This is a genomic window from Novosphingobium naphthalenivorans NBRC 102051 (assembly GCF_001590985.1).
In the GTDB taxonomy this organism is placed as follows: domain Bacteria; phylum Pseudomonadota; class Alphaproteobacteria; order Sphingomonadales; family Sphingomonadaceae; genus Novosphingobium; species Novosphingobium naphthalenivorans.
In genome coordinates, this window is record NZ_BCTX01000047.1 from 15,183 (window position 1) to 39,857 (window position 24,675).

The 24,675-nt window shown below is 62.4% G+C and carries 24 protein-coding genes; 12 read left to right on the plus strand and 12 right to left on the minus strand.

The genetic code is table 11. The annotated features are described in order from the left end of the window. Positions 1-31 precede the first annotated feature (31 nt). From NN5_RS15530 to NN5_RS15560, 7 genes are all read right to left on the minus strand, one after another. On the minus strand, positions 32-1,336 hold the full coding sequence (locus tag NN5_RS15530) for a TraB/VirB10 family protein (RefSeq protein ID WP_067735124.1): 1,305 nt from the start codon (positions 1,334-1,336) through the stop codon (positions 32-34). Next, the gene (locus NN5_RS15535) at positions 1,333-2,115 is read right to left on the minus strand and encodes a type-F conjugative transfer system secretin TraK (RefSeq protein WP_067735127.1); all 783 of its coding nucleotides are present in this window, start codon (positions 2,113-2,115) and stop codon (positions 1,333-1,335) included. Before NN5_RS15535 ends, NN5_RS15530 begins: the two co-directional genes overlap by 4 nt. Continuing rightward, positions 2,099-2,698: a TraE/TraK family type IV conjugative transfer system protein gene (locus NN5_RS15540; protein WP_245656528.1), complete on the minus strand. Its 600-nt coding sequence runs from the start codon at positions 2,696-2,698 to the stop codon at positions 2,099-2,101. The genes NN5_RS15535 and NN5_RS15540 overlap by 17 nt, the downstream gene beginning before the upstream one ends. Before the next feature lie 41 nt (positions 2,699-2,739). Continuing rightward, positions 2,740-3,006, minus strand: a complete 267-nt coding sequence (locus NN5_RS15545) for a type IV conjugative transfer system protein TraL (RefSeq protein ID WP_067735133.1) — start codon at positions 3,004-3,006, stop codon at positions 2,740-2,742. 110 nt (positions 3,007-3,116) lie between these two features. Beyond that, a complete protein-coding gene (locus NN5_RS15550; protein ID WP_245656529.1) occupies positions 3,117-3,494 on the minus strand; it encodes a hypothetical protein in 378 nt (125 codons plus the stop codon). Between the two features lie 226 nt (positions 3,495-3,720). After that, entirely contained in the window at positions 3,721-4,497 is a 777-nt protein-coding gene (locus NN5_RS15555) for a DsbC family protein (protein WP_067735136.1), read from the minus strand. Beyond that, positions 4,481-4,789, minus strand: coding sequence for a hypothetical protein (locus NN5_RS15560; protein WP_067735139.1), 309 nt, complete (start codon positions 4,787-4,789; stop codon positions 4,481-4,483). Before NN5_RS15560 ends, NN5_RS15555 begins: the two co-directional genes overlap by 17 nt. Positions 4,790-5,187: 398 nt before the next feature. Between NN5_RS15560 and NN5_RS15565 the strand changes: the two genes are divergently transcribed. The 7 genes from NN5_RS15565 (at position 5,188) to NN5_RS15585 (ending at position 9,796) form a co-directional block, all read left to right on the plus strand. Beyond that, a complete protein-coding gene (locus NN5_RS15565) occupies positions 5,188-5,580 on the plus strand; it encodes a hypothetical protein (protein ID WP_157081163.1) in 393 nt (130 codons plus the stop codon). 122 nt (positions 5,581-5,702) lie between these two features. After that, positions 5,703-6,119 (plus strand): helix-turn-helix domain-containing protein, encoded by a 417-nt coding sequence (locus tag NN5_RS15570; protein WP_084384973.1) that lies wholly within the window; start codon positions 5,703-5,705, stop codon positions 6,117-6,119. After that, a complete protein-coding gene (locus NN5_RS15575) occupies positions 6,119-6,757 on the plus strand; it encodes a GntR family transcriptional regulator (RefSeq protein ID WP_067735147.1) in 639 nt (212 codons plus the stop codon). The genes NN5_RS15570 and NN5_RS15575 overlap by 1 nt, the downstream gene beginning before the upstream one ends. 177 nt (positions 6,758-6,934) lie before the next feature. Beyond that, complete coding sequence (locus NN5_RS25890) at positions 6,935-7,072, plus strand: benenodin family lasso peptide (protein ID WP_157081164.1); 138 nt, start codon at positions 6,935-6,937, stop codon at positions 7,070-7,072. 59 nt (positions 7,073-7,131) lie between these two features. Further along, a complete protein-coding gene (locus tag NN5_RS25895; RefSeq protein WP_157081165.1) occupies positions 7,132-7,269 on the plus strand; it encodes a benenodin family lasso peptide in 138 nt (45 codons plus the stop codon). Next, positions 7,266-7,997 carry a lasso peptide biosynthesis B2 protein gene (locus tag NN5_RS15580; RefSeq protein WP_157081166.1) on the plus strand — a complete coding sequence of 244 codons (732 nt, stop codon included), beginning with the start codon at positions 7,266-7,268 and terminating at the stop codon, positions 7,995-7,997. The genes NN5_RS25895 and NN5_RS15580 overlap by 4 nt, the downstream gene beginning before the upstream one ends. Further along, positions 7,997-9,796, plus strand: a complete 1,800-nt coding sequence (locus NN5_RS15585) for an asparagine synthase-related protein (RefSeq protein ID WP_084384975.1) — start codon at positions 7,997-7,999, stop codon at positions 9,794-9,796. The genes NN5_RS15580 and NN5_RS15585 overlap by 1 nt, the downstream gene beginning before the upstream one ends. Here the strand turns inward: NN5_RS15585 and NN5_RS15590 are convergent. The 5 genes from NN5_RS15590 to NN5_RS15610 all read right to left on the minus strand — a co-directional run bounded on the left by NN5_RS15590 (position 9,776) and on the right by NN5_RS15610 (position 16,826). Further along, positions 9,776-11,875 (minus strand): Atxe2 family lasso peptide isopeptidase, encoded by a 2,100-nt coding sequence (locus NN5_RS15590; protein WP_067735156.1) that lies wholly within the window; start codon positions 11,873-11,875, stop codon positions 9,776-9,778. The two genes, NN5_RS15585 and NN5_RS15590, sit on opposite strands and share 21 nt — an antisense overlap. Then, entirely contained in the window at positions 11,875-14,472 is a 2,598-nt protein-coding gene (locus NN5_RS15595) for a TonB-dependent receptor (RefSeq protein WP_067735159.1), read from the minus strand. Before NN5_RS15595 ends, NN5_RS15590 begins: the two co-directional genes overlap by 1 nt. A 97-nt stretch (positions 14,473-14,569) precedes the next feature. Further along, positions 14,570-15,664: a FecR family protein gene (locus NN5_RS15600; RefSeq protein ID WP_067735162.1), complete on the minus strand. Its 1,095-nt coding sequence runs from the start codon at positions 15,662-15,664 to the stop codon at positions 14,570-14,572. Then, on the minus strand, positions 15,657-16,283 hold the full coding sequence (locus NN5_RS15605; RefSeq protein ID WP_245656530.1) for an RNA polymerase sigma factor: 627 nt from the start codon (positions 16,281-16,283) through the stop codon (positions 15,657-15,659). Before NN5_RS15605 ends, NN5_RS15600 begins: the two co-directional genes overlap by 8 nt. A 195-nt stretch (positions 16,284-16,478) precedes the next feature. Then, a complete protein-coding gene (locus NN5_RS15610) occupies positions 16,479-16,826 on the minus strand; it encodes a winged helix DNA-binding protein (RefSeq protein ID WP_169800999.1) in 348 nt (115 codons plus the stop codon). 563 nt (positions 16,827-17,389) lie between these two features. Here NN5_RS15610 and NN5_RS15615 point away from each other — a divergent pair. From NN5_RS15615 to NN5_RS15635, 5 genes are all read left to right on the plus strand, one after another. Further along, positions 17,390-18,304, plus strand: a complete 915-nt coding sequence (locus NN5_RS15615) for a DUF7146 domain-containing protein (RefSeq protein ID WP_067735168.1) — start codon at positions 17,390-17,392, stop codon at positions 18,302-18,304. Between the two features lie 166 nt (positions 18,305-18,470). Beyond that, positions 18,471-20,537 carry a ParB/RepB/Spo0J family partition protein gene (locus NN5_RS15620; protein WP_067735171.1) on the plus strand — a complete coding sequence of 689 codons (2,067 nt, stop codon included), beginning with the start codon at positions 18,471-18,473 and terminating at the stop codon, positions 20,535-20,537. A gap of 67 nt (positions 20,538-20,604) precedes the next feature. Continuing rightward, positions 20,605-20,799, plus strand: a complete 195-nt coding sequence (locus NN5_RS15625) for a hypothetical protein (protein WP_067735174.1) — start codon at positions 20,605-20,607, stop codon at positions 20,797-20,799. Positions 20,800-20,936: 137 nt separating this feature from the next. After that, positions 20,937-21,962 (plus strand): deazapurine DNA modification protein DpdA family protein, encoded by a 1,026-nt coding sequence (locus NN5_RS15630; protein ID WP_067735197.1) that lies wholly within the window; start codon positions 20,937-20,939, stop codon positions 21,960-21,962. 512 nt (positions 21,963-22,474) lie between these two features. Beyond that, positions 22,475-24,675, plus strand: a 2,201-nt coding sequence (locus NN5_RS15635) for a strawberry notch-like NTP hydrolase domain-containing protein (protein WP_067735200.1), incomplete at its 3' end; no start/stop codon positions are given.

The window sequence follows — 24,675 nt, forward strand, 5'->3', positions numbered from 1 at the left end:
GGCGTTCCTTGGCTGGAGACAATCGGGCGCATCAGAACTTGCTCCCGACCGTTGGCTTGATTTCGAGGGCGAGGCCCTCCTGCACGACGACGACCACATCCTTGGCGGCGCCGACTTCGACGACGGGCCCCGCCTGGCGGGCTAGGTCCAGATAGAAATCGGTCAGCTTATCCGAGGACTTGGACAGGCCCCCGGCAATGCCGGACTTGGCCGCATCTCCGGCGTCGAGCGTGCGGACGCTGCCGAGCGCGGAGGTCGAGACGTCGCCGAAGGTGTTCTCGACCGATTGGGCGATGCCGGAAATGGTGCCTGCGATGAACGATCGAGCGAGCGTCGCGCCGGCCCGGGTCACCACTTTGCCCGACAGGCCTTTCTTGCCATCGGCATCGACGAAGAAGCCTTTGATCGCCTGATCGACAACGGCATGTTCGTCGAAATCGACGCACGAGATCGAGACGAGCTGGATCTCGACTCGCTCCTTGGCGAGGCTGCCCGTCGCGTTGCCGATGACGAAGCAACCCGCAAGGTTCGCCTTCACGTCGTTCGGGAGCACCGCTGGCGCCTGGACCCGCGCGATGATCGGTTCGGGGTTACTGGTCGCGTCCCGGCTCGCGAGCGCGTCGATGCCGGTCAGCAGTCGCGCTTTCATGAAACCAGGTGGCAAATAGATTGTCCTGGTCGCTTTTTTTGATCGCGCCCCGCCGGCCGCGCCTCCTTCCGCCGCGACTGCCGTGGTGGCCGCACCGATCGCGCCGACCTGCCGTTCGGTTGGAGGCGCAGGCGGGGCGGGGGGTGCCGTCGGCGCGGCGGGCGGCGCTGGCACTTTGTCCGCCTCGGCCTTCGCTTCGGGCGGCGACGGCGGATAGGCCGGCGCATCCCCCGGCAATGCCGGCGGGAGTCCGTCCTCGGCGGTCGGCGCCGGGCCATGAACGGCGCCTGCGGTGCCGGGAACGACCTTGCCCTCCTCGATCGCCGTGACACGGTCGCCGAGCAGCGTCTGCCCATCGAGGATCTTCTGCAGATCGCCGCGCAGCTTTACTTCAAGGCTGTCGCCACGCAGCCCCGCGCCCATGTCGAGCTTGGAGGCTTCGGGCGGCTTGGGCGGTTCCTTGCCGCCATGCGAAGACGCCGTGTAGAGACCGATGCCGAGCAGCGCGATCGTCGAGACCACGCCGAGCTGCTTGGCGCGCAGTTTCTGGTCAGACGTCAGCCGCTCCCATTGCGCGCGCAGATCGAAAAGTGCGGGACGGAGAGAAACGTCGTCATGGACGTCGCGCGGATCGGCCGGGGGCAAAGGGGCGCCCTTATCGGGGCCGGAGGCGTTTTCGGGGCTCATTGCTGGATACTCCGCCGCACGACGATCAGCCGCGCGGTCTCAGCCGGAGCCAGGCTCAGGCGATCGAGCGTGATCGAGAAGATGTCCGACCCCAGCGCGCCATCGAGAAAGTCGCGTTCGTCGAGCGTCACCGCGGTATTTGCCCTGACCAGATATTCGCTGACCGACAGCCCCGCGCCCTCGATCTCAAGGCGTCGGCGCTCGGTGAGCGAGACCGTTGGCACGTCGGCGATCATCAGCGGGGCGCTCGCCGGCGCAACCTCCGAAAAGGACGCAGGCACCCGGTCCTGCAGAATGGCCAGCGCGATTCCGACCGCGCGCTCCTCCTCGACCAGCGGCCCCAGCAGCGCGTCGTTCGCCCGAGCCCGCTGCGCGGTGCCCGGCATCAGCGTGACAGTCTGCGCCGGAATGTCGGCCGGTTCGGCGTAGAGCGGGTAGATGGCGCCATTGCAGGAGACGAAAAACTCCGAAGGCGTCGTCACATAGCTGCGGGTCTTCGCGCCGGCATCGTCGGTTTCGAGCACCAGGAACTTGATCCAGGCGTCCGACCCGCCGCGCTCGACCGCCAGGCCCTTTTCGGCCGAGAATCTGACGTCGTCGATCTCGCCGCCGACGCACACGACATGGTTCACGTCCCGGTTCGACAGCCGGATCCGGCTGGTCTGGTCAGGCAGCGCCGCGATCGATTGGGCGAGGGTGGTGGAGGACGCCGAAAGCAGCGTCATGAAGCAGGCAAGCCACAACGGGCCGACACGGCTTCGCTTACCGGACATCGGCATTGAAATTCTCCTCCTGAAGGGCGGTCAGCCAGAAGCGGCCGTTCTCGAGCGCGTATCGGATGTGCAGATCGCCCCGGAACTTGCGGATCACGCCGCCGATCACGCGCACCTTCTCGACGGGCACGACGATCTCGCTGCTCGTATAGGTGACGGGCTGATCGCCGCGGATGTAGGTCGCGATCGACAGCGTGGGATTGTTGCTGAGTTCATCCAGCAGCCGGCTGAGGCTGTCGCGCAGGCCGTTATAGCTGCTCGGATGGACGATCGTCAGCAGCTCCTGGAACTGGCGATCAGCGGAATAGGCAGAATAGGTGCCGGACAGGCTGACGATGTTGAACGTGATCGTGCGCAGATACGCCTGTGACGGCTTGTTCCCGGTCACATAGAGATCGCCGCCCGAACCGAAGGGCACGATCACCGTGCGACTGTTTTGGTTCGAGGTATAGAGGACGGTCCCCAGCACCGCGGTAATGCCGAACAGGCCGATGATCGCAAACTTGAGCAGCCGGTTCTCCTCGAACAGGTTCGCGGAGCCTTGGAGATAGCGGTGCAGATGCCAGCTCGGGCGCGTGTCGCCGATCATGTCGGTCGCGGCTTTACGTCGGAAAGGATGCCCCATGCGCTCTACTCGAAAAAGCGGGTCTGGGTCGGACCCGGATAGTGACGGAAGCGCGTGAGGCCCCAGCGCCAGGCCAGATGCGGGATGAATCCGCGCGGCTTGGTGCGCTTCCAGGGAATGAAGAGGAGAAGAACGCCAATGAGCGCCCAGCCGATGATCCCGCCGACGATGACCGCGACGAAGATCGTGCTCATCACGACGATGAACTCCTGACTGTCGAACCAGAGGATCTGGACCGGCCGGTGCAGGAACTGCGGAAGACGTTCATCCAACGTCCTTCTCCCTTGCTTCATCACGCATCAGCGTGATTTCCGAGAGGCGACCACCGCCCCCCGTCTCGAAAGGCGCGCCTGGCCGGAGGCCCGGCGCGGCGCGCCGAGGCTCAGATCACCATGCCGAAGGTCTGGAGGATCGAGTCCGCCTTGATCAGGCAGACCGCCGCCACGATCGTCGGGATGCCGATCATGATGTTGGAGAAGAGCCGCGAGACCCCGAACAGGAAGGCGGCGACGCCGCCCACGAAGCCGAGCGGACCCTTGACGCCCTGGTTGACCACGATGTCGTAGATGTCATAGCCGAGGTCGCCCGCCGCCGGCGCCGCGAAGGCGTGGGCGACGCCCGTGCCGGCGAGCGCCGCCACCAGCAGCAGAAGGGCGGCGTCGAGGGTGGTGAGCGTCCGGCTCCGCAGCCGTTCGAGAAAGGACCCCCTCCCGGCCAGATAGGCCGAGCCGAAGCCCTGCAGGCGAAGCAGTTTGAGCATTGATGGTCTCCTCAAGAAAGGAGCCGTCCGAAGACATGCCTGCCGGCTGCGATCGAAATCGTGTCCGGCCGACGGCAGTTCTGGACGGCTCCACAAGAGCACGGCCGCCGGCATCTCGGCCCTCGAACCGCCGGGCGCGCGCTCCTTCGAGCGGCTGCCGCGAGCGGTCGTGAGGCCCGCCAGATGGAAAGGGCGCGAGCGGACGATGCCCGCTGCCACGCGAGGCTCAGGGGCGCACACCGGCGCTTCCCTTCTGATCGACAAAGGCCTGGAGTTCCGCCTGCTGGAAGCCCGAGACCAGCTTGCCGTCGACGAACAGGGTCGGCGTGCCGCTGATCCCCATCTTGCGAACGGTGGCCGCATCCTTGGCGACCTTGTCATGCCCGGTCGCACATTTGAGAAGCGTCGCCGGCCTCGCGCCCGCATAGATGGCCTTGAAGGTCGCCTCCTTGTCGGGCGAGCAGAGGATATGCTCCGCTTTCGCCGCGGCTTCGGGATGGATGCCGCTCACGAAGTAGATGAGGCGCTGCACCGGCTTGCCCTCGGCGGCCTTGGCCAGCCAGAAGCGTTCGAGCGCCTGGCAATAGGGGCAGTCGGGGTCCGTGAACTCGATCACCTTGGGCGCACCGGCCGGGCCGATCAGCAGCGCATCGGCCGGGTCGATCGCGGCGAGTCGTTTGCGGGCATTGGCATCCTGCGCGAGGGCGGTGACGTTGAGCCCGTTGCGGTCATAGACCGCGGCGAAAAGCAGGTGCCCGCTTTCCGGCGCGAAATAGATGATGCGTCCGCCCGCGCTCGCCTGATAGATTGGCCCCTTCACGGGCGCAGGACCGAAATCCTCGAAGGTGAGGTTGGTGAAGGTCTGGCGCAGCTCGCGCTCGGCATCTGCCGCGGCGGCGGCGAGCGGCTCACTGGTCGCGGGGCCCGCCGGCGCATCTTGGGCAAATGCCGGCGTCGCCAGCACCAGCATCGCCGCGCCAAGCAGCTCAGCGGCGCGGCGCATGGGAAGCCTCCTTCACGAGACCGCCGGCTTGCGCGAAAATACGCGAGTCGACCTTGAGGGCGGTTCCGATGGAGATCGCGGTCGCCGTGGTGTTGGTGGGCGAGGGGGCCTGCGCCACGACCAGTCGGGGACGGATCGAATAGCTCGGACCATCCTGGACGACCGTCAGGTCGCCGCGCTGATCGCAGGGATAGGCCTCCGCGTCGCGGGGATTGTCCTGGGCCTGGGCGGGTGCGGCCAGCAGGGCCAGCGGCAGCATCACGGCAAGCCCGGAATGGGGGCGCATGTTCATAGGACAAGTCTCCTCGTGGCGCGGGACGGCGCTTGAATTTCGGGTTGGCTGGTGCGGACCGACTGTATTCGGGCTTCAGCCGGGGCTGCCGATGACCGTCGATCCGGTGCGGCACGAGAAATGACGGCGCCTCGAAAGGTCCGCAATAGGGAGGGCATTGAAGTGCCGATCCGGCGAAAGAAAGCTGAAAAGTCCGCAATTTGAATGCAAACGGCGGTCAGGCGCAGAATAGGCACGAAATGGCGTTGATCGGCACTTCAGTGCCGATTTGTTCAAAATTGGCGTAAAAATGGACCGATTTTCGCACTCAAAGAGGCGGCAGATACCGAAAGAGAGGAGGTGGAACGCAGATGGGCCGAGCAACACGCAGCTTCAAACTCCGGCTGTCCCCGGCCGGCATGGATGTCTTTATCGACTCGCATTGCCATCTTATTCGCACGACTCGCTGCCTCATCGCGTGGGGGACCACGCTGCATGTCGCGGTGAACTATCTCGACACCGTTCCGGCGAGCGCCATCGTCGAGCGCCTTGGCGAGTTGGGGGAAGCGCGGCTGAGCGGCAATGAAGAGCACCATGTCGGCGCGCCGCAGCGGCTATGGGACATCGCCTCGCGCATCGTCGATCGGATCCAGCGTGCCACGCCTGACCGCGAACCGCCGACTCTGGGCATGATCTATCTCCTCGCGCTCCAGCAGCTGCCCAACGCGAGAGGGGCCGATCTCATGGATGCGTTTGAGCGCACTCAGACCGCGCTGCGACGCCCGCAGGTCAATAACCGCACTATTCCATAGACCTGACCGCTCCAGTTCCGACAATTTGGCTGGGGTTCTTCTTGACCATGGTGGTATGTCCACCTAGCTATAAAAGCTCGATTGGCCTTGGCGGGCGGAATCTCCCGTAAGGAGACACGGAAATGTCGCACGAATGCGCGGCTTCCGTTGCTGAAAGTCCGCTCTCGCACGTCAAGTTGCAGTCCGGGCGACAGATAGAAGAGGCACGGAAGAAACTCGGTCTCACGCAGCGCCAATTAGCGCGGGAACTTGGTATGGGCGAGCGTTGGCTGCGGGAAATTGAGTCTGGCAACCCGAAATCTACTCTCGATGATCATTTGATCTGCGCCTATCGTCTCGGTCTGTCGACCGGACATATCCTGATACCGCTCCTCTTTGCCGGCCAACGCATGTCCTATCCATTGCAGCTCGCTGCCGGCGACCTCTGCGATCTCGAACGGCTTTGCATCGAGGTGATCGCGGAGCGCAAGCTCAACCAACTGACCAGAGCGCTGACGCCTATATGGCATGGCCCGACCCTTGCGATCGGACCGGCCTGATGATGTCGGCGTTCGATCCGATCATGCAGGAGCGCGTCTATCAGGCGCTGAGAGCGGACTATCTCGCTGGGCATTTCTCGGCCGGTGAAAAGCTCGATGTGCCCGAACTTGCCGATCGCTATCGGTCGAGCAAGACTCCGGTCAGGGAAGCAGCCTGCCGGTTGATGGGGGAAGGACTGATCGATCCCCATCCCGACGGTGGGTTCAGGATTGCGTTCGATGGACCGGACGATCTCATCGACCTTTACGCCTGGAATATGCATCTGATCCTGAGCCTGGTCCATGGCGTCCGGGAATCGATGCTCCGGGAAACCCTCGACCGCCTCGCCGGCGCTTCGATCGGTACCACGGCGATTGACCTTGCGACCCACACCGGCGCCATCTTCCTGGCGTTTGCGCAAGCCACCGGCAATCCGAGGGCCATCGCTACAATTCGCAATATGAACGAGCGGCTTTACTATCCGAGGATCTTGGAAATCACAGACACGAAGGAGGCCGCCAGGGAGTTGCGAACCCTCACCAACTCCGCCGTAACGGATGTCCAAAAGAACATTCGCCGGCGGATCGAAGCCTATCACGACCGGCGAATCCACCGTCAAAAAGCTGTTAGGGACTATCGCCACCAACGGCCAACATAAGAAAAACTGGCAGAATACATTGGCTTCGCTGTCTCGGGAGGCATTCCCGATGAATGTTGAGTTGGCGCGCACGGATACCGCGCCATTTTGTCGGGATATATTCCGACCATTCCCCGATTTGCTTCGGTTACCGTTGGACTGCCGCGAATTCTCGCGGCGGATCAAGAGGAGCGTGTCATGGAGCGCAATGACGAACAGCAACACGGCGACGTGATCGATCTCGGCGCGATCGTCGAGGAGACCAAGGGTCCCTCCGGCGACCGCGACGACTTCGTCGGTGGCCTTCGCCAAACCATCGGCCTGACGGACGAGTAACCGGCGCGGCTGCGGTTGCAGTCGCCCGGCGATCCATAAACCTATCTGGAGATATTTCGATGGAAACGGATACCAAAACATTGCCCGAGGACGTCCTGGATCTCGGTGATGTTTCCGAGCTGACCCGCGGGCCGGACGGGAACAAGGACGACCTCATGGGCGGACTCCGCACCAGTATCGGTATCGCCGAGGATTGAGCGATCGCCGCGTGCGGGTGCTTGCCGGCCGGATCCAGCAAGCGCCCGCATTTTTGAATGGGGCATGCTGGATGTTGTCCGTCCGCGAAAATCTACACCATTGTTTTTGCGGCGGCCGAGCGATCTTCCTCGATGCGGCAGCAGGACGCTATTTCTGCTTGCCTCCGGCAGGCGAGACCGCGTTCGAGGCATTTGTTAGGGGGGCGGCGAATCCCGAGCAGATCGACTGGCTCCGGTGCCGGAATATCCTGACGATCCAGCCAGCGGCCGTCACGTCTGCCACTCCATCTCATCCGAACGCGTTAGACACCTCCGCGCCCGTGGCACTACCGTTTGACGCCAACGCAGGCCTTATCGCCTTGGCTACGGTTGAAAGACTGTCGGCGCTGTTGATCCTGAAGATCAACGGATTTCCACGGATCTATCGGCATCTCGCTCGGAAACGACGCGCTACCCGATTGTCCGGAGGCACGGGGACCAGCTCAAACGTCGATGCCGTTGTCGGCGCTTTTGCCGCAACCGATTTTCTCTTTGGCCGCACGAACACTTGCCTGCCAAGATCGCTTGCCTTTCTCTCCATGTGCAATCGCCGGGGATATTATCCGCAGCTGGTTATCGGGGTTCGGGTGAACCCCTTTACCGCGCATTGCTGGATTCAGGACCAATCGCGAATCCTCACGGATTCGGTTGACCAGGTCCGTATCTTTACACCCATCCTGGCGCTCTGATGGCTCCCCGATACCTCATTGTGGAATCGCGTCGCGCAGAAATTCTGGATCTGTTCGCGACGCGCGTGCCCCCGCAGATCGGTCTCTCTATCGTTTATCGGGCGCGCCATGCCGTTCTTCTTGCCTCTGATCCGCAGTTGGTGACGGTGTTGCCGAATGGATGCGGGGCCATCTTCGGCTCACTGTTTTATCGACACGGACCCGGTCGCCGGATCGAAGCAATCGAGCCCGCTGAGGCTGAGCGCATCCTTGCCACTGGGGGTGCCTCGCTCATCGATCGCTACTGGGGTGGATATGTTGCACTTGTCGATGACCAACGCGGTCCTCGAATTATCCGCGATCCTTCGGGTGCATTACCATGCTATTTCGCCGGGCGACCTGATTGCCGCGTAATCGGCTCCGACCCAGCGATCCTGGCTGAGAGCGGGTTGTATCGCCCCCAGGTGGATTGGGGCTTCGTCAGTCGATACTTTTATTCTGGCGGCCAGCCCAGCGGCCGTACCGGCCTGGTTGGTCTGCACGAGGTCCAGAGAGGAACCGCTTTTCAACTACTGCAAGACGGTATCAGCACCGATACTCTCTGGACACCGTGGGATCATGTCCGTCGCGGAGAGCAACAGTCCGAACACGCCAATGCGGAGAACTTGGCAAGGGTTCTGCAATCCACTGTCGGCGCCCTATCTTCCCAGTTCGACCGGATCGTGCTTGGCGTGTCTGGAGGCCTCGACTCTTCCATTGTCGCTGCCGCTTTGCGCGCTGCGAACCGCAAGCTCTCCTGCATCACGCTCTCGACTGACGACCCGGATGGTGACGAGCGATACTATGCACGCACGCTATGCGAAAAACTCGACACGCATCTGGACGAGCGAAAACACGATCTGGATAAGATCGATCTCGGCGTGTCCAGCGTCGCACATCTCCCGCGGCCAATAGGCCGGCTTCAGGCTCAGGCCTATGATGCGGCTATCCTGGAGATCGCGCGGTATTACCAAGCAGACGCCATATTCACGGGCAATGGCGGCGACAATGTATTCGCATTCTCCTATTCGGCGTCACCGGTCGTCGATCGTTACGCAACCGAGGGGCTGGCTTTTGGTTCGGTTAAAACCCTTTTGGACATTTGCAAACTTTCGGGAGCCAGTTTTTGGCAAGCGCTCCTGACAGCGCACCGCATCTGGCGACGCCCGAGCTATGCCTATAGCTGGCGCACCGATCCAGAGTTTCTACATCCTGCCATTGCCGCGGTTCTCGATGGAGCAGACGATCAGCACCCTTGGCTCATCGCGCCGCGAGACGCGCTGCCGGGAAAATCAGGGCACATCGCGTTGCTGCTTCGCATCCAGCAGCAGTTGGACGGAATGGACCCAACAGCAGCGCCGCCTATCGTCAATCCCTTGATGAGTCAGCCTGTCATCGAATGCTGCCTTGGCATTCCGTCCTGGCAATGGGTGGCAAACGGTGAAAACAGGTCGATTGCGCGGCAGGCATTTTCCAATCGGCTTCCTCAGGCAATCGTGTCGAGGCAGTCGAAAGGAGGGCCGGATGCATTCTGCCAGGCAATCATATCCCGACACCGCGCTGCCATACGGGACCGTCTCCTCGGTGGTCATCTGGTCGAACGCGAAATCGCCGACCCCGCGGCTCTCGACGCGGCGCTCTCGGATGATCGCCCGGATCTCGGCGGAGCCCATGTTCGCATCATGGCGTTTCTCGATACCGAAGCCTGGATTGATCATTGGCTGGCCAAGTCAAACGCCCCGATTGATCGTGAAATCAACCTACCGGCGTGCCTCTCGTAGGCGATCCCATCCGGGAACTTCCGTCGCTGCGCGGCTATACGAAGGTCGGATATCCTTCAGCCAATAATCAAACCAGGCGATGCTGCGCTCATAGATCGATAGCCGATGCGCCGGTTGCCATTTGATGTGGTGCTCATCCGGATAGACATAAAGCTCCACCGGACCGTTGGCTTGCCTGAGCGCAGTGTAGCTTTCCAGCGCGGTGAGATATTCGTCGTCAGACAGTTGCATGAGGATCGGCGTTCTGACGGCCTCGGCGTTGCGCGCAAGAGAGATACGCTTCCAAAAGTCGTCGGCCGTCGCGGTCGGCGCTGGATATCCCTCCTCGACGAAATGGCGCGTTGCGGTCGGTCCCACGAGCAGCATCGAGGTCGGATCGAAGCAACAATTGCTTATCGCCGCAGCCGCGAACATCGGATCGTTGATCAAGCCGAACAAGACGGTCGAGGCTCCATCACTTAGTCCGGTGATTCCTATCTTGTCTCTATCGATCAGCCCGCGATCAGCGAGAATTTGGATCGCTTCCCTGAGGGAGGACTGAACACTTTTCCTGTCCGCGAAATCCTCCGTATCAGCCTTGCTGACCCCCGCTTCGTCCTTTGCACGAAAATAGCCGATGTCGCGAGGGCGGGCGAAGCTGAGAACCATGTATCCACGGTTGGCAAATGCCTGGATCGGATACTCGTCTCCGGTCCCGCCTCTCAGAAAGCCCCGTGTCTCATACTGCACGATGACAAGAGGATATTTCTTACCGGGCTCGTACCCGACAGGAAACACCAGGTCAGCATAGCTCTCTATTCCAAAATCATTCTTGAAACGAAGGCGTTCGGTAGCACCAAGCCTGATGTTTAGAAACTCAGGGTTCGGATCGAACAACTCCGTGGCCTCTCCTCTATCTAGATCGATAGCGACCAACCGCCTGGGATTGATCGAACTTTCCTGCAGGCAGATCAGCCGGCCTTTCCAAGGCTCGCACTGCACCAAGAGATCTTCAGTGCGATAGAGCCGGCGCAGCCGGCCAGTAGCCGGCGTCCATTCATAGATTGCGGTCACGCTCTCGGCCCAACCCTCCCGCCGAAAAAAGCGCACATGACGGCCATCTGTTGTCCACCACGGTTTGCTGACCCAGGACGAACACGGGGTCGCTCGGCAGACCTGCGTTTCGCCACTGCCGTCCTGGAAAGCCAACCTCCGATTCCAGAAGAAGTCGTCGCCTTGCGGCGGAATTACCCAAGCTGCTTTGCCGTTAGTGGAAAGGGCGACCTCGACTGCATCTGGAATGCTGCCGGAAGGCTGGAGGAACGCTCGACTTTCGGCTGCGTCGGCCTGCCGAACCACCCCGCTCGCGATGTCTAGGACAAACAACTCCTCGTCCATCGGACCCACTGCAAAAGGCCGGCTCCGGGTCATTGGCGAATAGCGGTCATCGAACTGAAACCCGTACCATGCTTCCTGATCGATCTTCGCAGAGGCTGCGACGAGGCCGGGCCGGGTTGCAAAAATGATCCCGCGACCATCTGCGGCGAACCCCAGATCGACGACATCGGTGGACGCCTTCGTAATTGCTGAACTCCCGCTACCATCCGTCCGCGCAAGCCAGGCTTGGGTCGTCGATCCAACTTTCTTTAGAAATGCGATCCATCGCCCATCAGGTGACCAATGTGGCGTGACGGTGACCGGTAGACCAGATGGGAACCCCGCTTTTCCACGGAACTCAAAGCTCCAGCGGATATAATCGCCACCGCTGTCAACGATCTTAGGCAGCGACCCGTGCCGCAAATCCACGACAACCATGGTGAGGCAATAACCGTTCGAGCCAGGGTCTGCTTGACGGATCTGAAAGGCGACGCGCTTGCCGTCGGGCGATATTGAGAATGCTTTTGCACTCGACGGGACCGTGTAGCTTGCTCCTATGTCGCGCAGCCGGACAAGGTCGATCGGCTCCAACGGCCGCTGAAGCTTATCCGGCGCGCTGGGGCCGGGCAAAATTCCCGCGCAACGCTCGCTGGCGTTTGCTGGAAACGCCAAGCCAAGCAACGCGGCCATGCCTATGCCGAGACCGGCCGGAACCGCCGCCATTACCAGCTCTTTGTGATCGTGAAGCTAATGACCCGGCCCGTTACTGACGTGTTCGTGCTGTCATAGGGGATGGCGATCGGATCGCTGGTACGGATCGGCGATGGTTTCTCGTTGAAGATATTCGTCGCGCTCAACGCCAATTCGAGCCCGTGCAAAACGCCTTGTGCTCCTTTGGGCGCATACCGGATGGTAGCATCGACCGTAGTAAATGAGCCGACATCTTCCGCTGGAAGGATCACATCATCGTTCGTTCCGCCCGTATAGTTTGCATAACCTGCGAATGTGACGTCGCGCTGCGTCCAGTTCACGCCGCCTCGGGCTCGCCAATGCGGCGGATTGAATATCCGCCCCACCAACTTCGTGGTTGGTTGTCCTGGACTGAGTTGCCGATTGCCCTCGAGGTAGCTGACCGACCCCATGAGATTGAGATGCTCGCCCGGTCCGAATTCGCGGTCGTAGGACGCCGACAGGTCGACGCCCCGCGTATGCTGCCGGGAGATGTTCTGGAGCCGATCATCGAAGATCGCGCTGATGTTTGCCGCGTTCAGCGGTTGGCCACTCGCATTGAGGAGCGGCGTATCGAGCGTGGCCAGCGCCGCGAGAACCTGCTGCTCGGATGGATTGTAGAGAATGAGGCCATCGAACATCGGATTGCCGAACGCGCGGTTCGTGTCGCCGATCGCTTCGACGATCCGTTGGCGAAATCGCACGTCAAAATAGCTGGCCTCGATGCGCAATCCGGGAAGGGGTTTGACTTCCACGGAGGTCGTCCAGGTTGTCGCTTTCTCCGGGCCGAGATCGCGACCGCCACCATAGAGTAGAAGCGCTGGCCGTCCGCCGAGGTTGTTCTGGAACCCGGTTCCCCGGATCAGTGTACCTTGGGTCGCCTGATACTGCTCGAACAACGTCGGCGCCTTGAAGGATTTGCCCCACGTCGCCTTGATTGCGATCGCGCGATGTGGCTCGTAGATCACGCCCAATTTCGGCGTGGCGAGATCGCCGACGCCGCGATAGTTCTCGTACCGCGAGGCAGCCGTAAGCCGGAGCCGATTTAGCAGCGGCCTGCTGTTTTCGGGGCCGACCAGCGGAATCGAGAGTTCGCCGTAAGCATAGTAATTCTCGCGGATCGGCGAGATATCCAGGGTCGTCGTGGTCGTACCGAAAAGCGTCCGGCGCGACGACGCATCGAGACCTACCGAACGATAGCCAGTCCCTACGGCAAAGCGAAGCTCGCCTCCGGGCAATTGAGCGAGGGGACCTTCACCGCTTATCTCCCCAGAATCGATCCGCCCATCGTATTGAATTCCAATAAGCGCAAGCTCCTCACCGCCCGAATAGATATGAGAGAGCAGATGAGACTTGCTCTGACCATGTGTGCCGGAGAGGGAGAGTTGCCAACGTGCAGGGAGCGAGATCCGAAGAGTGGGTGTGATCGAATAAGACTCGACAGTAGGCTGTGAACGCAATCCTTCAACCGTCACGTCCTTGTCGGGGAGATAAGGGAAATTCACCTCGGACGTCCGATGGCTATATTGCCCGTCGATCTCGAGCGTAACGCCCGGCGCGATTGCCTGATGGCCCGCCAAAACCGCCGAATATTGCTTGAGCTTGGGATAAAGGGTGGTGCTTCCATCAATCTGCCGCGTATACGACCTGTCGCTGGCGTTGATCGCGGTACTGCGCGAGAAGTCGAGCGCGACCAGAGCGCCGCCAGATCCCCAGCGTTTGCCGCCCACCAGATCGTATTGTTGTTGGAAATTGCCCCCCTCGGTAGATCCGCCGATACGTGCGGATGTTGTCAGACCGTTGAAATCACGCCGCAGCAGGACATTTGCCACGCCGGCAACAGCATCCGAGCCGTATATCGCCGATGCGCCATCTGCGACGATTTCGATACGGTCGACTGCGGCCAACGGGATTGCACTAATATCTACACCGGCGCCGACGGCGTCATAGGCGACGCGGTGGCCGTTTATCAATGTCAGCGTCGCATCGGCACCCAGACCACGAAGATTTAGATTGGATGATCCATTGACATTGTTGTTGCTGCCGCCCTGGTTCCCGCCACCGGCGACGCTCGGATTCTGTCCGCCATTGTAATTCTGTGGGATGCTCCGAATATAGTCGCCGAGGCCTGACTGTCCACTCAACAACACTTGCTCGCGTGTGGCACTTATGACCGGGCTTGTCCCTTGGCTGCCGCGAATTCGAGAGCCAGTCACCAGGATGTCTTGAACTTCCGTCGGACGATCGCTTGTCTCGCCCGACGCCTCGGATCGCCCCCGAATGATGACGACATCCTTTCGGAACTCAGCGATCAGGCCGGTGCCGGCGAGCAACGCCCTGACCGCCTCGTCCGCGCTGAAGGAGCCGTGGAGGCGCGGGGCTCTCATGCCGGCGACGGCCTTCCCGCTGAAAATTATCTCGCGGCCCGACTGGCGACTGACCGTGCGTAGGGCGTCTCCCAGATCGCCGGCCTCAACATTATAGTCCTGCCGACGACCATCGTCCGCCATGGCCGGCGTGGCGATGACCATCGCCCCCATCGCCGCCGCCACGAGCAGTCGCCCCCGAATGCCGATCGCCTTTACCCCCATTGATGATCCCCTTGGTCAATTCCGCCAATTTGACGGGACTTTCAGGGAGCATCGCCACAAAACTGCAATCTACGGGGTGGCTCCGATAAATTTCTTGCTATTTAGCCCGGAGGACGATTTCATCCTGTCGCGTGTGGTCGACTTTCAGGTCGAAAAGGCTCGCAAGCCGTTCGGCGACCTGCTCGGGGTCATCGACGCGGAACCGGCCTGAGACCGCCAGCGAGCCCACTCCAGAGTCGCCCGCGCGGATCGCGATGCCCGAACTGCGACTCGCTTCCGCAATCACCTCGGACAAGGGCGCCCGGTCGAATTCCTTGAGGATCGGGGTGGACAGCGGCGTGGCGAAAGACGTCTCGGCTCGAATGCGCGGGGCCGCGGTCAGATCAGGGATCGCGGCCAGGCCAAAGCTCAATTCCTCGCCGGGAGCCAGCCGCGTTACCGCCGGCTGACTCGCCTTGCCCGCACTGCCCGGCCCCGATGGACGCTCCACGTCGACCGCTCCACGCAGCAGGCGCACCGTCACCAGATTATCCTGGCCGACAATCACGTCGAAGATCGTTCCACGCGCCGTGACGCTGCCGTCGCCGGCAAATACGATGAATGGACGCGACTCATGCGCGACCTCGAAGCGGGCACGCCCTGTCTGTAAGCGCAGCTCGCGCCTATGGCTGTCGAACAGCGCGACGAGCGCGCTGCCACCCTCGAGCGTTACCGTCGAGCCATCGGCCAGCCTCACCATGTCCCTTTTACCACTCCGGGTCGAAAACACTTTGCGATCAGCAGCCGCCACCGCTGACGTATTCGGGACCGTCGCTAACTGCTCTTTCGGGAGAATGAAGGACGACAAGATACCCTGGCTGAACCATGCGCCCAGGCCGACAACCACGAACAGGCAGGCCACCATCGCTGCGTAGCGCCAGCGCGACGGCGCATCGTCATTGGCCGCCGGCTGCTCCTCGGCCCCGTTCGCCGATGAGCCCTTGGCTTCTTCGGCAAGAAACTTTCCGACCGCAAAAATCTCCCCGGCACGGTTATAGGCACCGCGATGCGCCGCTCCGAGCTTCAGCCAATGCTCAAAGGCCGCACGGTGCTGTTCCGCATCGGGCGCGCGCATGCGGGCGAACCAGAAGGACGCCTCTTCCAGCAACTGGTCTCGCCGAGGCGGACCTTCGGGCAATTCACCTTCAACCATCCTTGCCGACGCTTTTACTGATCCGAATGATCGCCTGGGCCACATGCCATTCGACGGTGCGAATGCTGATGCCGAGCCGGGCGGCTATCAGCTTATATTCCATGTCCTCGACTCGGTGTAGCAAATAGACCTCGCGTGTCTTGGGAGGGAGGGACTCGACGGCCGCCCGATACCGTTCCTGCATCTGGCTTATCTCTGCGGCCGCGTCAGGACCAAGCGGCTCGCGACCAAGTGCGAGATCCGCCTCGCCGAGTGACCTGGTCTTCGACCAGCGCCGGACGCGATCGGCAAGCAGATGCCGCAATATGCCCTGAAGATAGGCGCCGGGATTTTCCTGCGCTGCTGAGGATCGCGAGGCGGCAAGGCGCGCAAAGGCTTCCTGCACGAGGTCGGCGCGTTCGTCCTCGAGCCAGACCTTCGCCCGGAGCAGGGCTCGCAGCTTTGGCGCCTCGACCCGATAGATTGAATCGAGCTGATCGCGCCCGATGGCGCGGCCTTCGGCGTGGCGACAACGGCCGCCGTCGTTTGGGTGAAGCATGGTCTCAAACCACGCCTCGAGTGGGCGCATGACGACGCGCACCGCGAAGTTCATGTGAGTAAAATACCACGAGACGGCCACCCAGGGGCGGCGGGTTTCAAAGTAAGACGTGCAATCCCAACCGTCATGGATGGGCGCCAATGATGTCCCGCCAGGTCAATCCTACAGGCGGCCCCCGGCCTGATGATCCGCGCTGCTCTCGAAATCTGCATTAGATCCGTGTCGGATGCAAGCCACGGCGAGAGGCGCAATCCATTTCGCGTCCCGGCTCTCCGCTCACCGTCGAGACTCCAGGAGTTCCGGTCTCCCGAGCAAGCTGACCAATCCATCAAAATAGCTGTCCAGCATTTGAATCCCTTGCGATGAGAGTTCCACATTCATCCGGCGCGCGTCTTGAGGATCGGGTGCGAGCGATAGCAATCCGCCCTTGACCATCCTGTGAATGATTCTGAGCGCTGTACGCTCGCTTGCATTCGTCGCCGTGCAAAGACCCGTCAAGGAACGCGGCTTGCGATCCTTGCCTACATAGAGATCGAAAAGCATCTCAAGCGCGGGAAGCGCAAATAGGTCTCGACCGAATTGTTGCCCCATCAAGCGGTGTGCGTGTGCTGCCAAGCTGATCATGGCGCACCGGTCAATTGCCGCGAAGACGCTGGGGAGCATGCATGACATAGATCACCTGTTCGCCCGCGCTGGAGCGGACAGATCCGGTCGCGCAGGATGCCGATGCTCATTGACACACGCAGAAATAATCACTGGGCGATAGCACCATCGCCTGAACAAAGGTGCAGAGGCCATATGTTGCCCACGAATCGGACGGGTTATCTTCTGACTAAATATCGCCCGTGACATCAGAGACCTGAACAAACAAACGGTAAGCCTGCGACAGTACCGTATCGCGGGCTTCCAATTCCAGGCTGCGATCATGGTCTCGCCTGATGACTGTCGCGTGATCATGTCCATGCTCCGCTCGTGGAATGCCCAGCATGACAGTTCGTAGTCGGCGTTCTTGTAACATTTTGTCCTTAATCGATCTGTCGGGGCCGGTCCCGTCGTTTTCGAGCTACGCCGGGACTGATCGAGCCTTATCCGCGCGAGATGCTGGACGCTCCAACCATAAGGATCGGAGAGGGGAGTGGGATCAAGGGGCGGGGCCCTTGATCGGGTCCGTTCAATGGACACTATCCATGACCCAGATCTCAAACCTCCATCTTGAAACGGCCGCCGCTGAACTCGTCCGAAAACTCGGCGGAACCTGGACCGCCTCGGGCGGTATGTGCCATTGCCCAGCTCATGATGACCGGAGCCCGAGCCTGTCGGTGCGGGTCGGTGATCGCAGTCTGCTCTTCAAATGCTTTGCCGGATGCAGCGGTCTTGAGGTCATGCGCGCAATCCGCCGCCTGCACCTCGATGTTCCTGTGGACAAGGACGCCATTGTCCGCCCCCCTTCGCCCGCTGACACGATCAACCTGGAGCGGGCGCTCGCCGTCTGGGGCGAAACCCGGACGCCGCAGCAAACGCTAGTGGCGACCTATCTGGCGTCGCGAGGGATCACCCACCTGCCTGCGGCCCTGCGTTACCATCCGCGCACCCCGCTGGGGAAGAAACACTGCGTTTCCTTCAGGCCAGCGCTGATCGCCGCGGTTCGCGATGATGCCGGCATTACGGCGATCCAACGCTGCTTCTTCGATCGCGCAGGACCCTGGCTCGCCACCGATCTGCGCAAAGCGAAGCTAACCCTCGGTCGCCCTCTTACCGGGGCGGTGCGCCTCTATCGACCGACGCGATGCCTTGGTCTCGCAGAGGGGATCGAAACCGCTCTGTCGGCTGCGATCCTCCTCGATATTCCCGTCTGGGCAACACTTGGGAATGAACGGCTGGCGCGCGTCGCCATTCCCGATTTTGTCGATCAACTGATCCTCTTGCCCGACAACGATCAGGGCGGTCGCCTGGCAGCGAAACGGGCCCTCGACACCTATGCGCGTCCGGGTCGATTAATCAGAACCCTCTGGCCCTGGCGAGGCCTGAATGATTGGAACGATGTGCTGATGGAGGAACTGGGGTTGCGGGCGCGACGGCGAGCGGAGCGTATCGCCGCTTGACCACTGCACCGGGGAGCACAGTGCCCTTCCAGACTGATCGGACTGTCCATGCTGTCCAACCCTCGGCCGGAGACTGTGTCCCGCCGGGCGGGAAGAAGGGAAGGGGGAGGGGATCCGGTGCGGTTAGCGGTCTGGTGGTCAGGTCGCTCCGCACTGGAGAACTGCAATGACACAGCATGAAATCATCTATGTGCGTGCGCTCGACTGCTACAAGTCGCCGAACAACGTCCGCACCCAGAGTGATGCCGAGGCCGATGCCGAACTTGCGGCCAATATCGGCGAAACCAAGATCATCCTTGAGAACCTGATCGGCGTCCGAGCCCCGCGCAACAGCAAGAAGGGCAAGTACGAGATCTATGGCGGCGGCCGGCGGCTCGACGGCACCCACACCAATATCGCCGCGAGCACGCTCGACGAGGACTTCATGGTTCCCGTCCTGCTCGCCAAGACCGCCAAGGACGCGATCGAGATGAGCCTGATGGAGAATTACTTCCAGCTCCCCATGAATCCGGCCGATGAGTGCCGCGCGTTCCAATCCATCATCGAGCGCGAGAAGAAGAAGCCCATCGATGTCGCCAAGCGGTTCGGCAAGACCGAGCGCTTCGTCGATGGCCGCCTGCGTCTCGCCAATCTGGCCGCGCCGGTCTTCGAGGCGCTGCGGAAGGGCGAGATCACCATCGATGTCGCGATGGCTTATGCCCACACCTCGGACAGCGACCGGCAGGCCAAGGTGTTCGCTCAGATGGGCGCCAGCTATTACGGCCACAATGCGAACGAGATCCGCCGCGCCGTCGCCGTCGGCACCTACAAAGGCGGCGATCCCAAAGCCCTCCTCGTGGGCCGCGATACCTATCTCGACGCAGGCGGACGAATCGCGGCCGACCTCTACACCGACGAGCTGACCGAACTCTGGCTCGACGGCGGACTGGTCGAGAAGCTCGCCGACGAAGCCCTCGCTACGGCTGCGTCCGCTATCCGTGAACGGGAAGGCTTCGCCGAGGTGCGCGTCGTCACGGCGACCACCATCCCCTACACGGACACCTACCAGCTCACGCGCATTGTCGGCGAAAGGACGGCTCTGACACCGGAGGCCGAAGCGCGCCGGACGGAAATCGCCGCCGAACTCACCGAACTCGAAGAACTCGGCGAGGAAGCCGACGGCTACACCGAGGAGCAGGCGGAGCGGGTCGAGGCGCTCGAGGAAGAGATCGGCGAGATCCTCAACACGCCGGTGATCGTCTCGGCCAAGCAGAAGGCTTCCGCGATCGCCTATGTCATGATCGGCAAGGACGGCCAGCCCATCATTCATGAGCAGCTCTACGTGGCTCCCGTGGAAGATCCCGATGCGGCTGCCGGCGGCGAGGACGAGGACTCGGCGGATGAAGCCGGGGGTGCCGTCGAGGAGCCGGTCTCCGAGGCCGACGATGCGGTGGAGGCTCCGAGCGAGAGCTACAGCCAGAAGCTCAAGGATGAACTGGCGATGATGAAGACCGAACTGCTCGCGCTTCATGTCGCCAACGATCCGCACTTCGCTCTCGACCTCGGCACCTTCATCATGGTCGACAAGGCCTCCCGGCTCGGTTTCGGCAGCATGCCGAGCGACCTGAGCGCCAACGCACCGTCCCCCCGCGTCGCCGGCTTCAAGAGCGAAACCCCGGCGGCCGAAGCCTGGGGCCGGCTCGATGAAGCCCTCGACCGGAGCTGGATCAACCACAAGGAGATCCACGAGCGCTACGATGCCTTCTGCGCGCTCGACGATAGCGCCCGGGCCAGCTGGCTCGGTTGGGCGATCGCCCGGACGCTTCACGCCGTCCCGGACGGCCAGAGCGGGACCAGCTTTATCAACCATCTGGGTGCCAAGCTCCGCATCGATGTCGCGGCCTGGTGGCGGCCGACCGCGCGCAACTTCTTCAACCGCATCAATAAGGCTGTGGTGCTGAAGCTGTTCGAGACGGTCGGTGGGATCGAACTGAGGAACCGTTATGCGGCCTCGCGCAAGTTCGACCTGGAAGCGTCGGCCGAGAAGCTGTTCGCCGGCCAGATCATCGGCGAAGCCGAGATCAAGGACCGGGCGCTTGCCTGGCTTCCCGGGCCGATGCGGTTCGTCCCCGAAGGCTTCGACGACGAACCGGAGCTGTTCGGGGACGACCTGCCGCCGGCCGCCAACGACACGTCCGCCGACGTGTCTGAACCGGACGACGGCGAGGCTGAACCGCTGCCCGAAGCGGCCTGACGCTTCGAAACTCGGGGCCGCGGCTGCCGCTGCGGCCCCATCTTTCAACTTAGCGAGGACCAGCGCGATGAAACGTGTCGAGCGCGACCCTGAGGGCGGCTGGATCGCCCGCCGGGCGGACGGCACCCTCATTCCAGACGACGATTTCCGCTGGAACAGCCGTTCTGCGGCCCGGGGAGCCGTGCACGAAGCCGAGCTGCTCGACCCTTTCGATCCCAATCACGTGCGCGCCGCTTTGGGTGCAAACCACCCGAAATCCTGACGTATTGCGTTCGCTAGGCAAGCTGTCCCCGGCTTGCTCGCCCCCGCTCGACAACGGAACGGTCGGTCCCGAACGCCTCGGCTCCGTGACGGCGCCCGATCGCGCCTGCCTCTGCCTCCTTCATGATCGAGGCCTTCATGCCCATCGAGATCGTCATCGGGCTGCCCCACCTGAACGAGGGACCCATCCTTGCCAGGGCCCGCCGCTTGCAACTTCCCACCCTGATCTCCGCCAACGCCCTTTCTTCCTGGTCCAGTCGACGAGGATGGCGAGAATGGACCGGATGGCGATTGGCCCAGCTCGCCAACGCAGAGGGATTGGCCTCGCTCGACCTCGACAGCGCCGGCTTCGTGGCGATGGCCAGATACCGGGGATTTCCGTGGAGCATCGACGACTATTTCCGTCTTGCTCAGGCATTCCCGTTTCGCCGCATCGCAAGCCTCGATTATTGCACCGAGCATGAGATCGCCTCGGACAGGGAAGAGGTGCTTGACCGGATCTCGCGAACGATCCGTGCCAACCGGGATTGTCGCGACCGTGCCGCCGATCTCGGACTGCTCAGTCGCTTCATGCCGGTCCTTCAAGGCCGGCGCCCGGACGATTATGAACGGTGCGTCGACGCGCTCTGGCTCTCGATCCGTCCCGGCGCCATATTGGGTGTCGGATCGATGTGCCGCCGGGAGATCGGCGGACCGGAAGGGTTGGTCGCGGTCGTAGAACATCTGGACCGCATCCTCCCAGCCGCCGTCAGGCTCCACGCCTTCGGAGTGAAAGGTTCCGCGCTTCAATACCTGTCCGCGTTTGAGGGGCGGATCGCCTCGATCGACAGTCAGGCCTATGGCATCGCAGCCCGCAGAGACGCTTACCGACGCTGCGTGTCGAAATCCGATACGCTGGTGGCCGAGCACATGGAGGTCTGGACACGCCAGCAGCTCATGCGCCTGTCCGAACCCGTTCGGCACCTGCCCGCCGAGAATGCATCACCCATCCCGGTTCGATCATATGACTCCTGGGAGGCCGCGATTGCTCAGGCGCGTTCCCAAATTCGCGGTCTGATCGAGAGCGGCGACCTGGACCACGACGCAATGACGACCGGATGGATCGAGCAATGGGCAGCCGACATCTATAACGCTGCACGGCGACGATCCACGCCGAAGTCATAGCCTTGATCGCCGACCAAATACCCGATGGCGGCTCGTCAGGCTCGAGACGTTCGTGCCGGGAAACGATCGGCTGCCCGGCAGAAATCCTGATATTCATCCATGTCCGCTAGAGTGGGCTTCTTTCCATTGTTCCCGCTCTTCGAGCCGGAAGAAAGCTCGATAGCCAGAAGCATCATACGCTTCGTCTCGTCATGGTCCGAAACGACACTTGGCTGATACTTGGTAGGGAGATTCATCCCGCGGGTTCCAATCAGAGCGCTTCGATCCATCTTTCCCGGAAGTCGCGCGATACAGTGACCGCGTCGCCTCCAAGTCCGAGGGCGTCAAAATACGCGCGAGCACCCATGAAGCGCAAGTTTTCACGCGTGCGGGAATGGCCCTGCGACGCAGTCTCCGAAATCCCGGATCACGCAACAAGCCGATATCGCGCGGCGAACAGCCTTAGGAGGGAAGGGGGAGGGAATCCGGCGAGGCGAGGGCGGTTGGCTCTCGCCGCATCGCCGGAGATCCTCATGACACTCTCGCTTTTCGCCGCACCCGATGCGGCCGATCGTCCCTGCGCCAAAGCCACGGCGCTTTTCGATATCGCCCGCATTCTCGCCGACCGCCTCGCCAAGGGCGGCAGCATTTCGCGCCAGATGCTCAAGAGCCTGATGCAAAAACGCGTCGGCGGCTCCGACGCCTGGGGTGACTGGTCGATGCGCGACGCTTATGATGCGCTCGAAACGGCGCAGGTGCTGCTCGCCCTCGATCAGGCGGCAGGGCTCATCGATTATGCGGATCCTGCTGCGGCCGCCGCCGCGCGAGACCGCCTGATATCCGGGCTACCGACCCAGACCTATCGCAGCGAAAAGCAGGTCGAGCTTCAGCAATTCTCGACCCCGCTGCAACTCGCCTGGCTCGCGGCGCAGGCCGCGCGCTTGACCGATACCGACACGGTCCTCGAACCCTCCGCGGGCACCGGCATGCTCGCGGTCCATGCCCGCCAGATCGGAGCCAGCCTCCTGCTCAACGAGCGCGACCCGCTACGCGCCGATCTCCTGTCGCTCGCGCTCGACCAGTGCGTCACCCGGCACGATGCCGAATTCATTCACGACCTGCTCGACCCGACCATTCGTCCGAGCGTCGTCCTCATCAACCCTCCCTTCTCGCGCAGTGAAGGCCGGGGGCAGGACCGCCATGCCGGCGCGCGTCACCTCCGGTCCGCGCTGTTGCGCCTTTCCCCACAAGGACGCTGCGTCGCGATCATGTCGCCCGCTTTCGCTCGGGGCGGCACCGGCAGCAAAGGCTATGAGACGGTCAGCGCCCTGGTCCCGCCGCGCTTCGAGATCTCGATCAACGGCCAGCCTTATGCGAAGCATGGCACGTCCATCTCGATCCGCCTGCTCGTCTTCGACAAGGGGTGGACCGGCGAATCCGAGTGCCATGTCGCCGACGATATCCGCCAGGCCCTCGCGATCGCTCGCGACGTGCCGCCCCGCCTCGACGATATACCCACGCCACCCGAGCCGGTCGAACCGGCGCAGTCTGCGAGTCCGAGGCTGGCACTTCCTGCCCGGGTGGGCGGACTGTTTGCCAGGGTCGAACCGACACGCCAGATAGCGCCGCCCGTGCGCCCGATCGTCTCGGGCGAGCCCGAACTGCTCACCTACGAGGTGCTGGAGACCCCGCCGCCCGCCGGCGAGCAGATCGGTGTTTACATACCTTGGCGGCTCTCCCGCATGGTCTTCGAGCAGGCCAATCCGCACCCGGACCAACTGGTCGAGTCCGTCGCGATGGCGTCGATCCTGCCACCGGTGCCGACCTATCGCCCGATGTTGCCGCCGCGCGCCGTCGCGGCCCTCTCGGACGCCCAGCTCGAAACCGTCATCTATGCGGGCCAAGCCTTCGAGCGCGACCTGCCTGGCCGCTACGTCCCCAATGATGCGGGCACGCTGCTGACGCCCAATGCCGCCGGCCATGTCTACCGCATGGGCTATATGGTCGGCGACGGCACCGGCGTCGGCAAGGGGCAGCAGATCGCTGCGTGCATCATGGACCGTTGGTGCCGTGGGCAACGTCGTGCCGTCTGGATTTCCAAGAGCGCCGCCTTGCTCGAAGACGCCCGTCGCGATTGGACCGCGCTCGGTGGCATGGCCATCGATGTCCAGCCGCTCGACGCCTTTCTCTTCGGCACGTCGATCACGATGGACAGCGGCATCCTCTATCTCACCTTCGCGACCCTGCGATCCCAGCGCGACGATGCGCTCTCCCGCCTGCAGCAGGTGCTCGCCTGGCTGGGCCCCGATTTCGATGGCGTCATCGCCTTCGATGAAGCTCATGAGATGGCGAACGCGGCGGGCACCGAGACCAAATTCGGTACCCAGAAGGGCTCGGAGCAGGGATTGGCCGGCGTCCGCCTCCAAAATCTTCTATCGCGCGCCTGCATCCTCTATAACAGCGCGACGGGCGCAACCGACCCCGCCAACCTCTGCTATGCGAGCCGCCTTGGGCTGTGGGGAGAGGGATCATCCTTCGAAACCCGCGAAGCCTTTATGACCGCGCTTGGCAGCGGCGGCATCGCGGCAATGGAGATCGTTGCCCGCGATCTGAAAGCGCTTGGCCTCTACACCGCCCGCGCGCTCACGTTCCGCGGTGTCGAATATGACCCGCTCGAACATGAACTCACGCCCACGCAGATCCGCATTTATGACGAATATGCCGACGCTTGGGC

What these genes read in the sequence shown, in the direction of transcription:
- NN5_RS15530 (WP_067735124.1), bottom strand. Translation starts at nt 1,336, where the DNA reads ATGAGCCCCGAAAACGCCTCCGGCCCCGATAAGGGCGCCCCTTTGCCC.
- NN5_RS15535 (WP_067735127.1), bottom strand. Translation starts at nt 2,115, where the DNA reads ATGCCGATGTCCGGTAAGCGAAGCCGTGTCGGCCCGTTGTGGCTTGCC.
- NN5_RS15540 (WP_245656528.1), bottom strand. Translation starts at nt 2,698, where the DNA reads ATGATCGGCGACACGCGCCCGAGCTGGCATCTGCACCGCTATCTCCAA.
- NN5_RS15550 (WP_245656529.1), bottom strand. Translation starts at nt 3,494, where the DNA reads ATGCTCAAACTGCTTCGCCTGCAGGGCTTCGGCTCGGCCTATCTGGCC.
- NN5_RS15555 (WP_067735136.1), bottom strand. Translation starts at nt 4,497, where the DNA reads ATGCGCCGCGCCGCTGAGCTGCTTGGCGCGGCGATGCTGGTGCTGGCG.
- NN5_RS15560 (WP_067735139.1), bottom strand. Translation starts at nt 4,789, where the DNA reads ATGAACATGCGCCCCCATTCCGGGCTTGCCGTGATGCTGCCGCTGGCC.
- NN5_RS15565 (WP_157081163.1), top strand. Translation starts at nt 5,188, where the DNA reads ATGGATGTCTTTATCGACTCGCATTGCCATCTTATTCGCACGACTCGC.
- NN5_RS15570 (WP_084384973.1), top strand. Translation starts at nt 5,703, where the DNA reads ATGTCGCACGAATGCGCGGCTTCCGTTGCTGAAAGTCCGCTCTCGCAC.
- NN5_RS15575 (WP_067735147.1), top strand. Translation starts at nt 6,119, where the DNA reads ATGATGTCGGCGTTCGATCCGATCATGCAGGAGCGCGTCTATCAGGCG.
- NN5_RS25890 (WP_157081164.1), top strand. Translation starts at nt 6,935, where the DNA reads ATGGAGCGCAATGACGAACAGCAACACGGCGACGTGATCGATCTCGGC.
- NN5_RS25895 (WP_157081165.1), top strand. Translation starts at nt 7,132, where the DNA reads ATGGAAACGGATACCAAAACATTGCCCGAGGACGTCCTGGATCTCGGT.
- NN5_RS15585 (WP_084384975.1), top strand. Translation starts at nt 7,997, where the DNA reads ATGGCTCCCCGATACCTCATTGTGGAATCGCGTCGCGCAGAAATTCTG.
- NN5_RS15590 (WP_067735156.1), bottom strand. Translation starts at nt 11,875, where the DNA reads ATGGCGGCGGTTCCGGCCGGTCTCGGCATAGGCATGGCCGCGTTGCTT.
- NN5_RS15595 (WP_067735159.1), bottom strand. Translation starts at nt 14,472, where the DNA reads ATGGGGGTAAAGGCGATCGGCATTCGGGGGCGACTGCTCGTGGCGGCG.
- NN5_RS15600 (WP_067735162.1), bottom strand. Translation starts at nt 15,664, where the DNA reads ATGGTTGAAGGTGAATTGCCCGAAGGTCCGCCTCGGCGAGACCAGTTG.
- NN5_RS15610 (WP_169800999.1), bottom strand. Translation starts at nt 16,826, where the DNA reads ATGATCAGCTTGGCAGCACACGCACACCGCTTGATGGGGCAACAATTC.
- NN5_RS15615 (WP_067735168.1), top strand. Translation starts at nt 17,390, where the DNA reads ATGACCCAGATCTCAAACCTCCATCTTGAAACGGCCGCCGCTGAACTC.
- NN5_RS15620 (WP_067735171.1), top strand. Translation starts at nt 18,471, where the DNA reads ATGACACAGCATGAAATCATCTATGTGCGTGCGCTCGACTGCTACAAG.
- NN5_RS15625 (WP_067735174.1), top strand. Translation starts at nt 20,605, where the DNA reads ATGAAACGTGTCGAGCGCGACCCTGAGGGCGGCTGGATCGCCCGCCGG.
- NN5_RS15630 (WP_067735197.1), top strand. Translation starts at nt 20,937, where the DNA reads ATGCCCATCGAGATCGTCATCGGGCTGCCCCACCTGAACGAGGGACCC.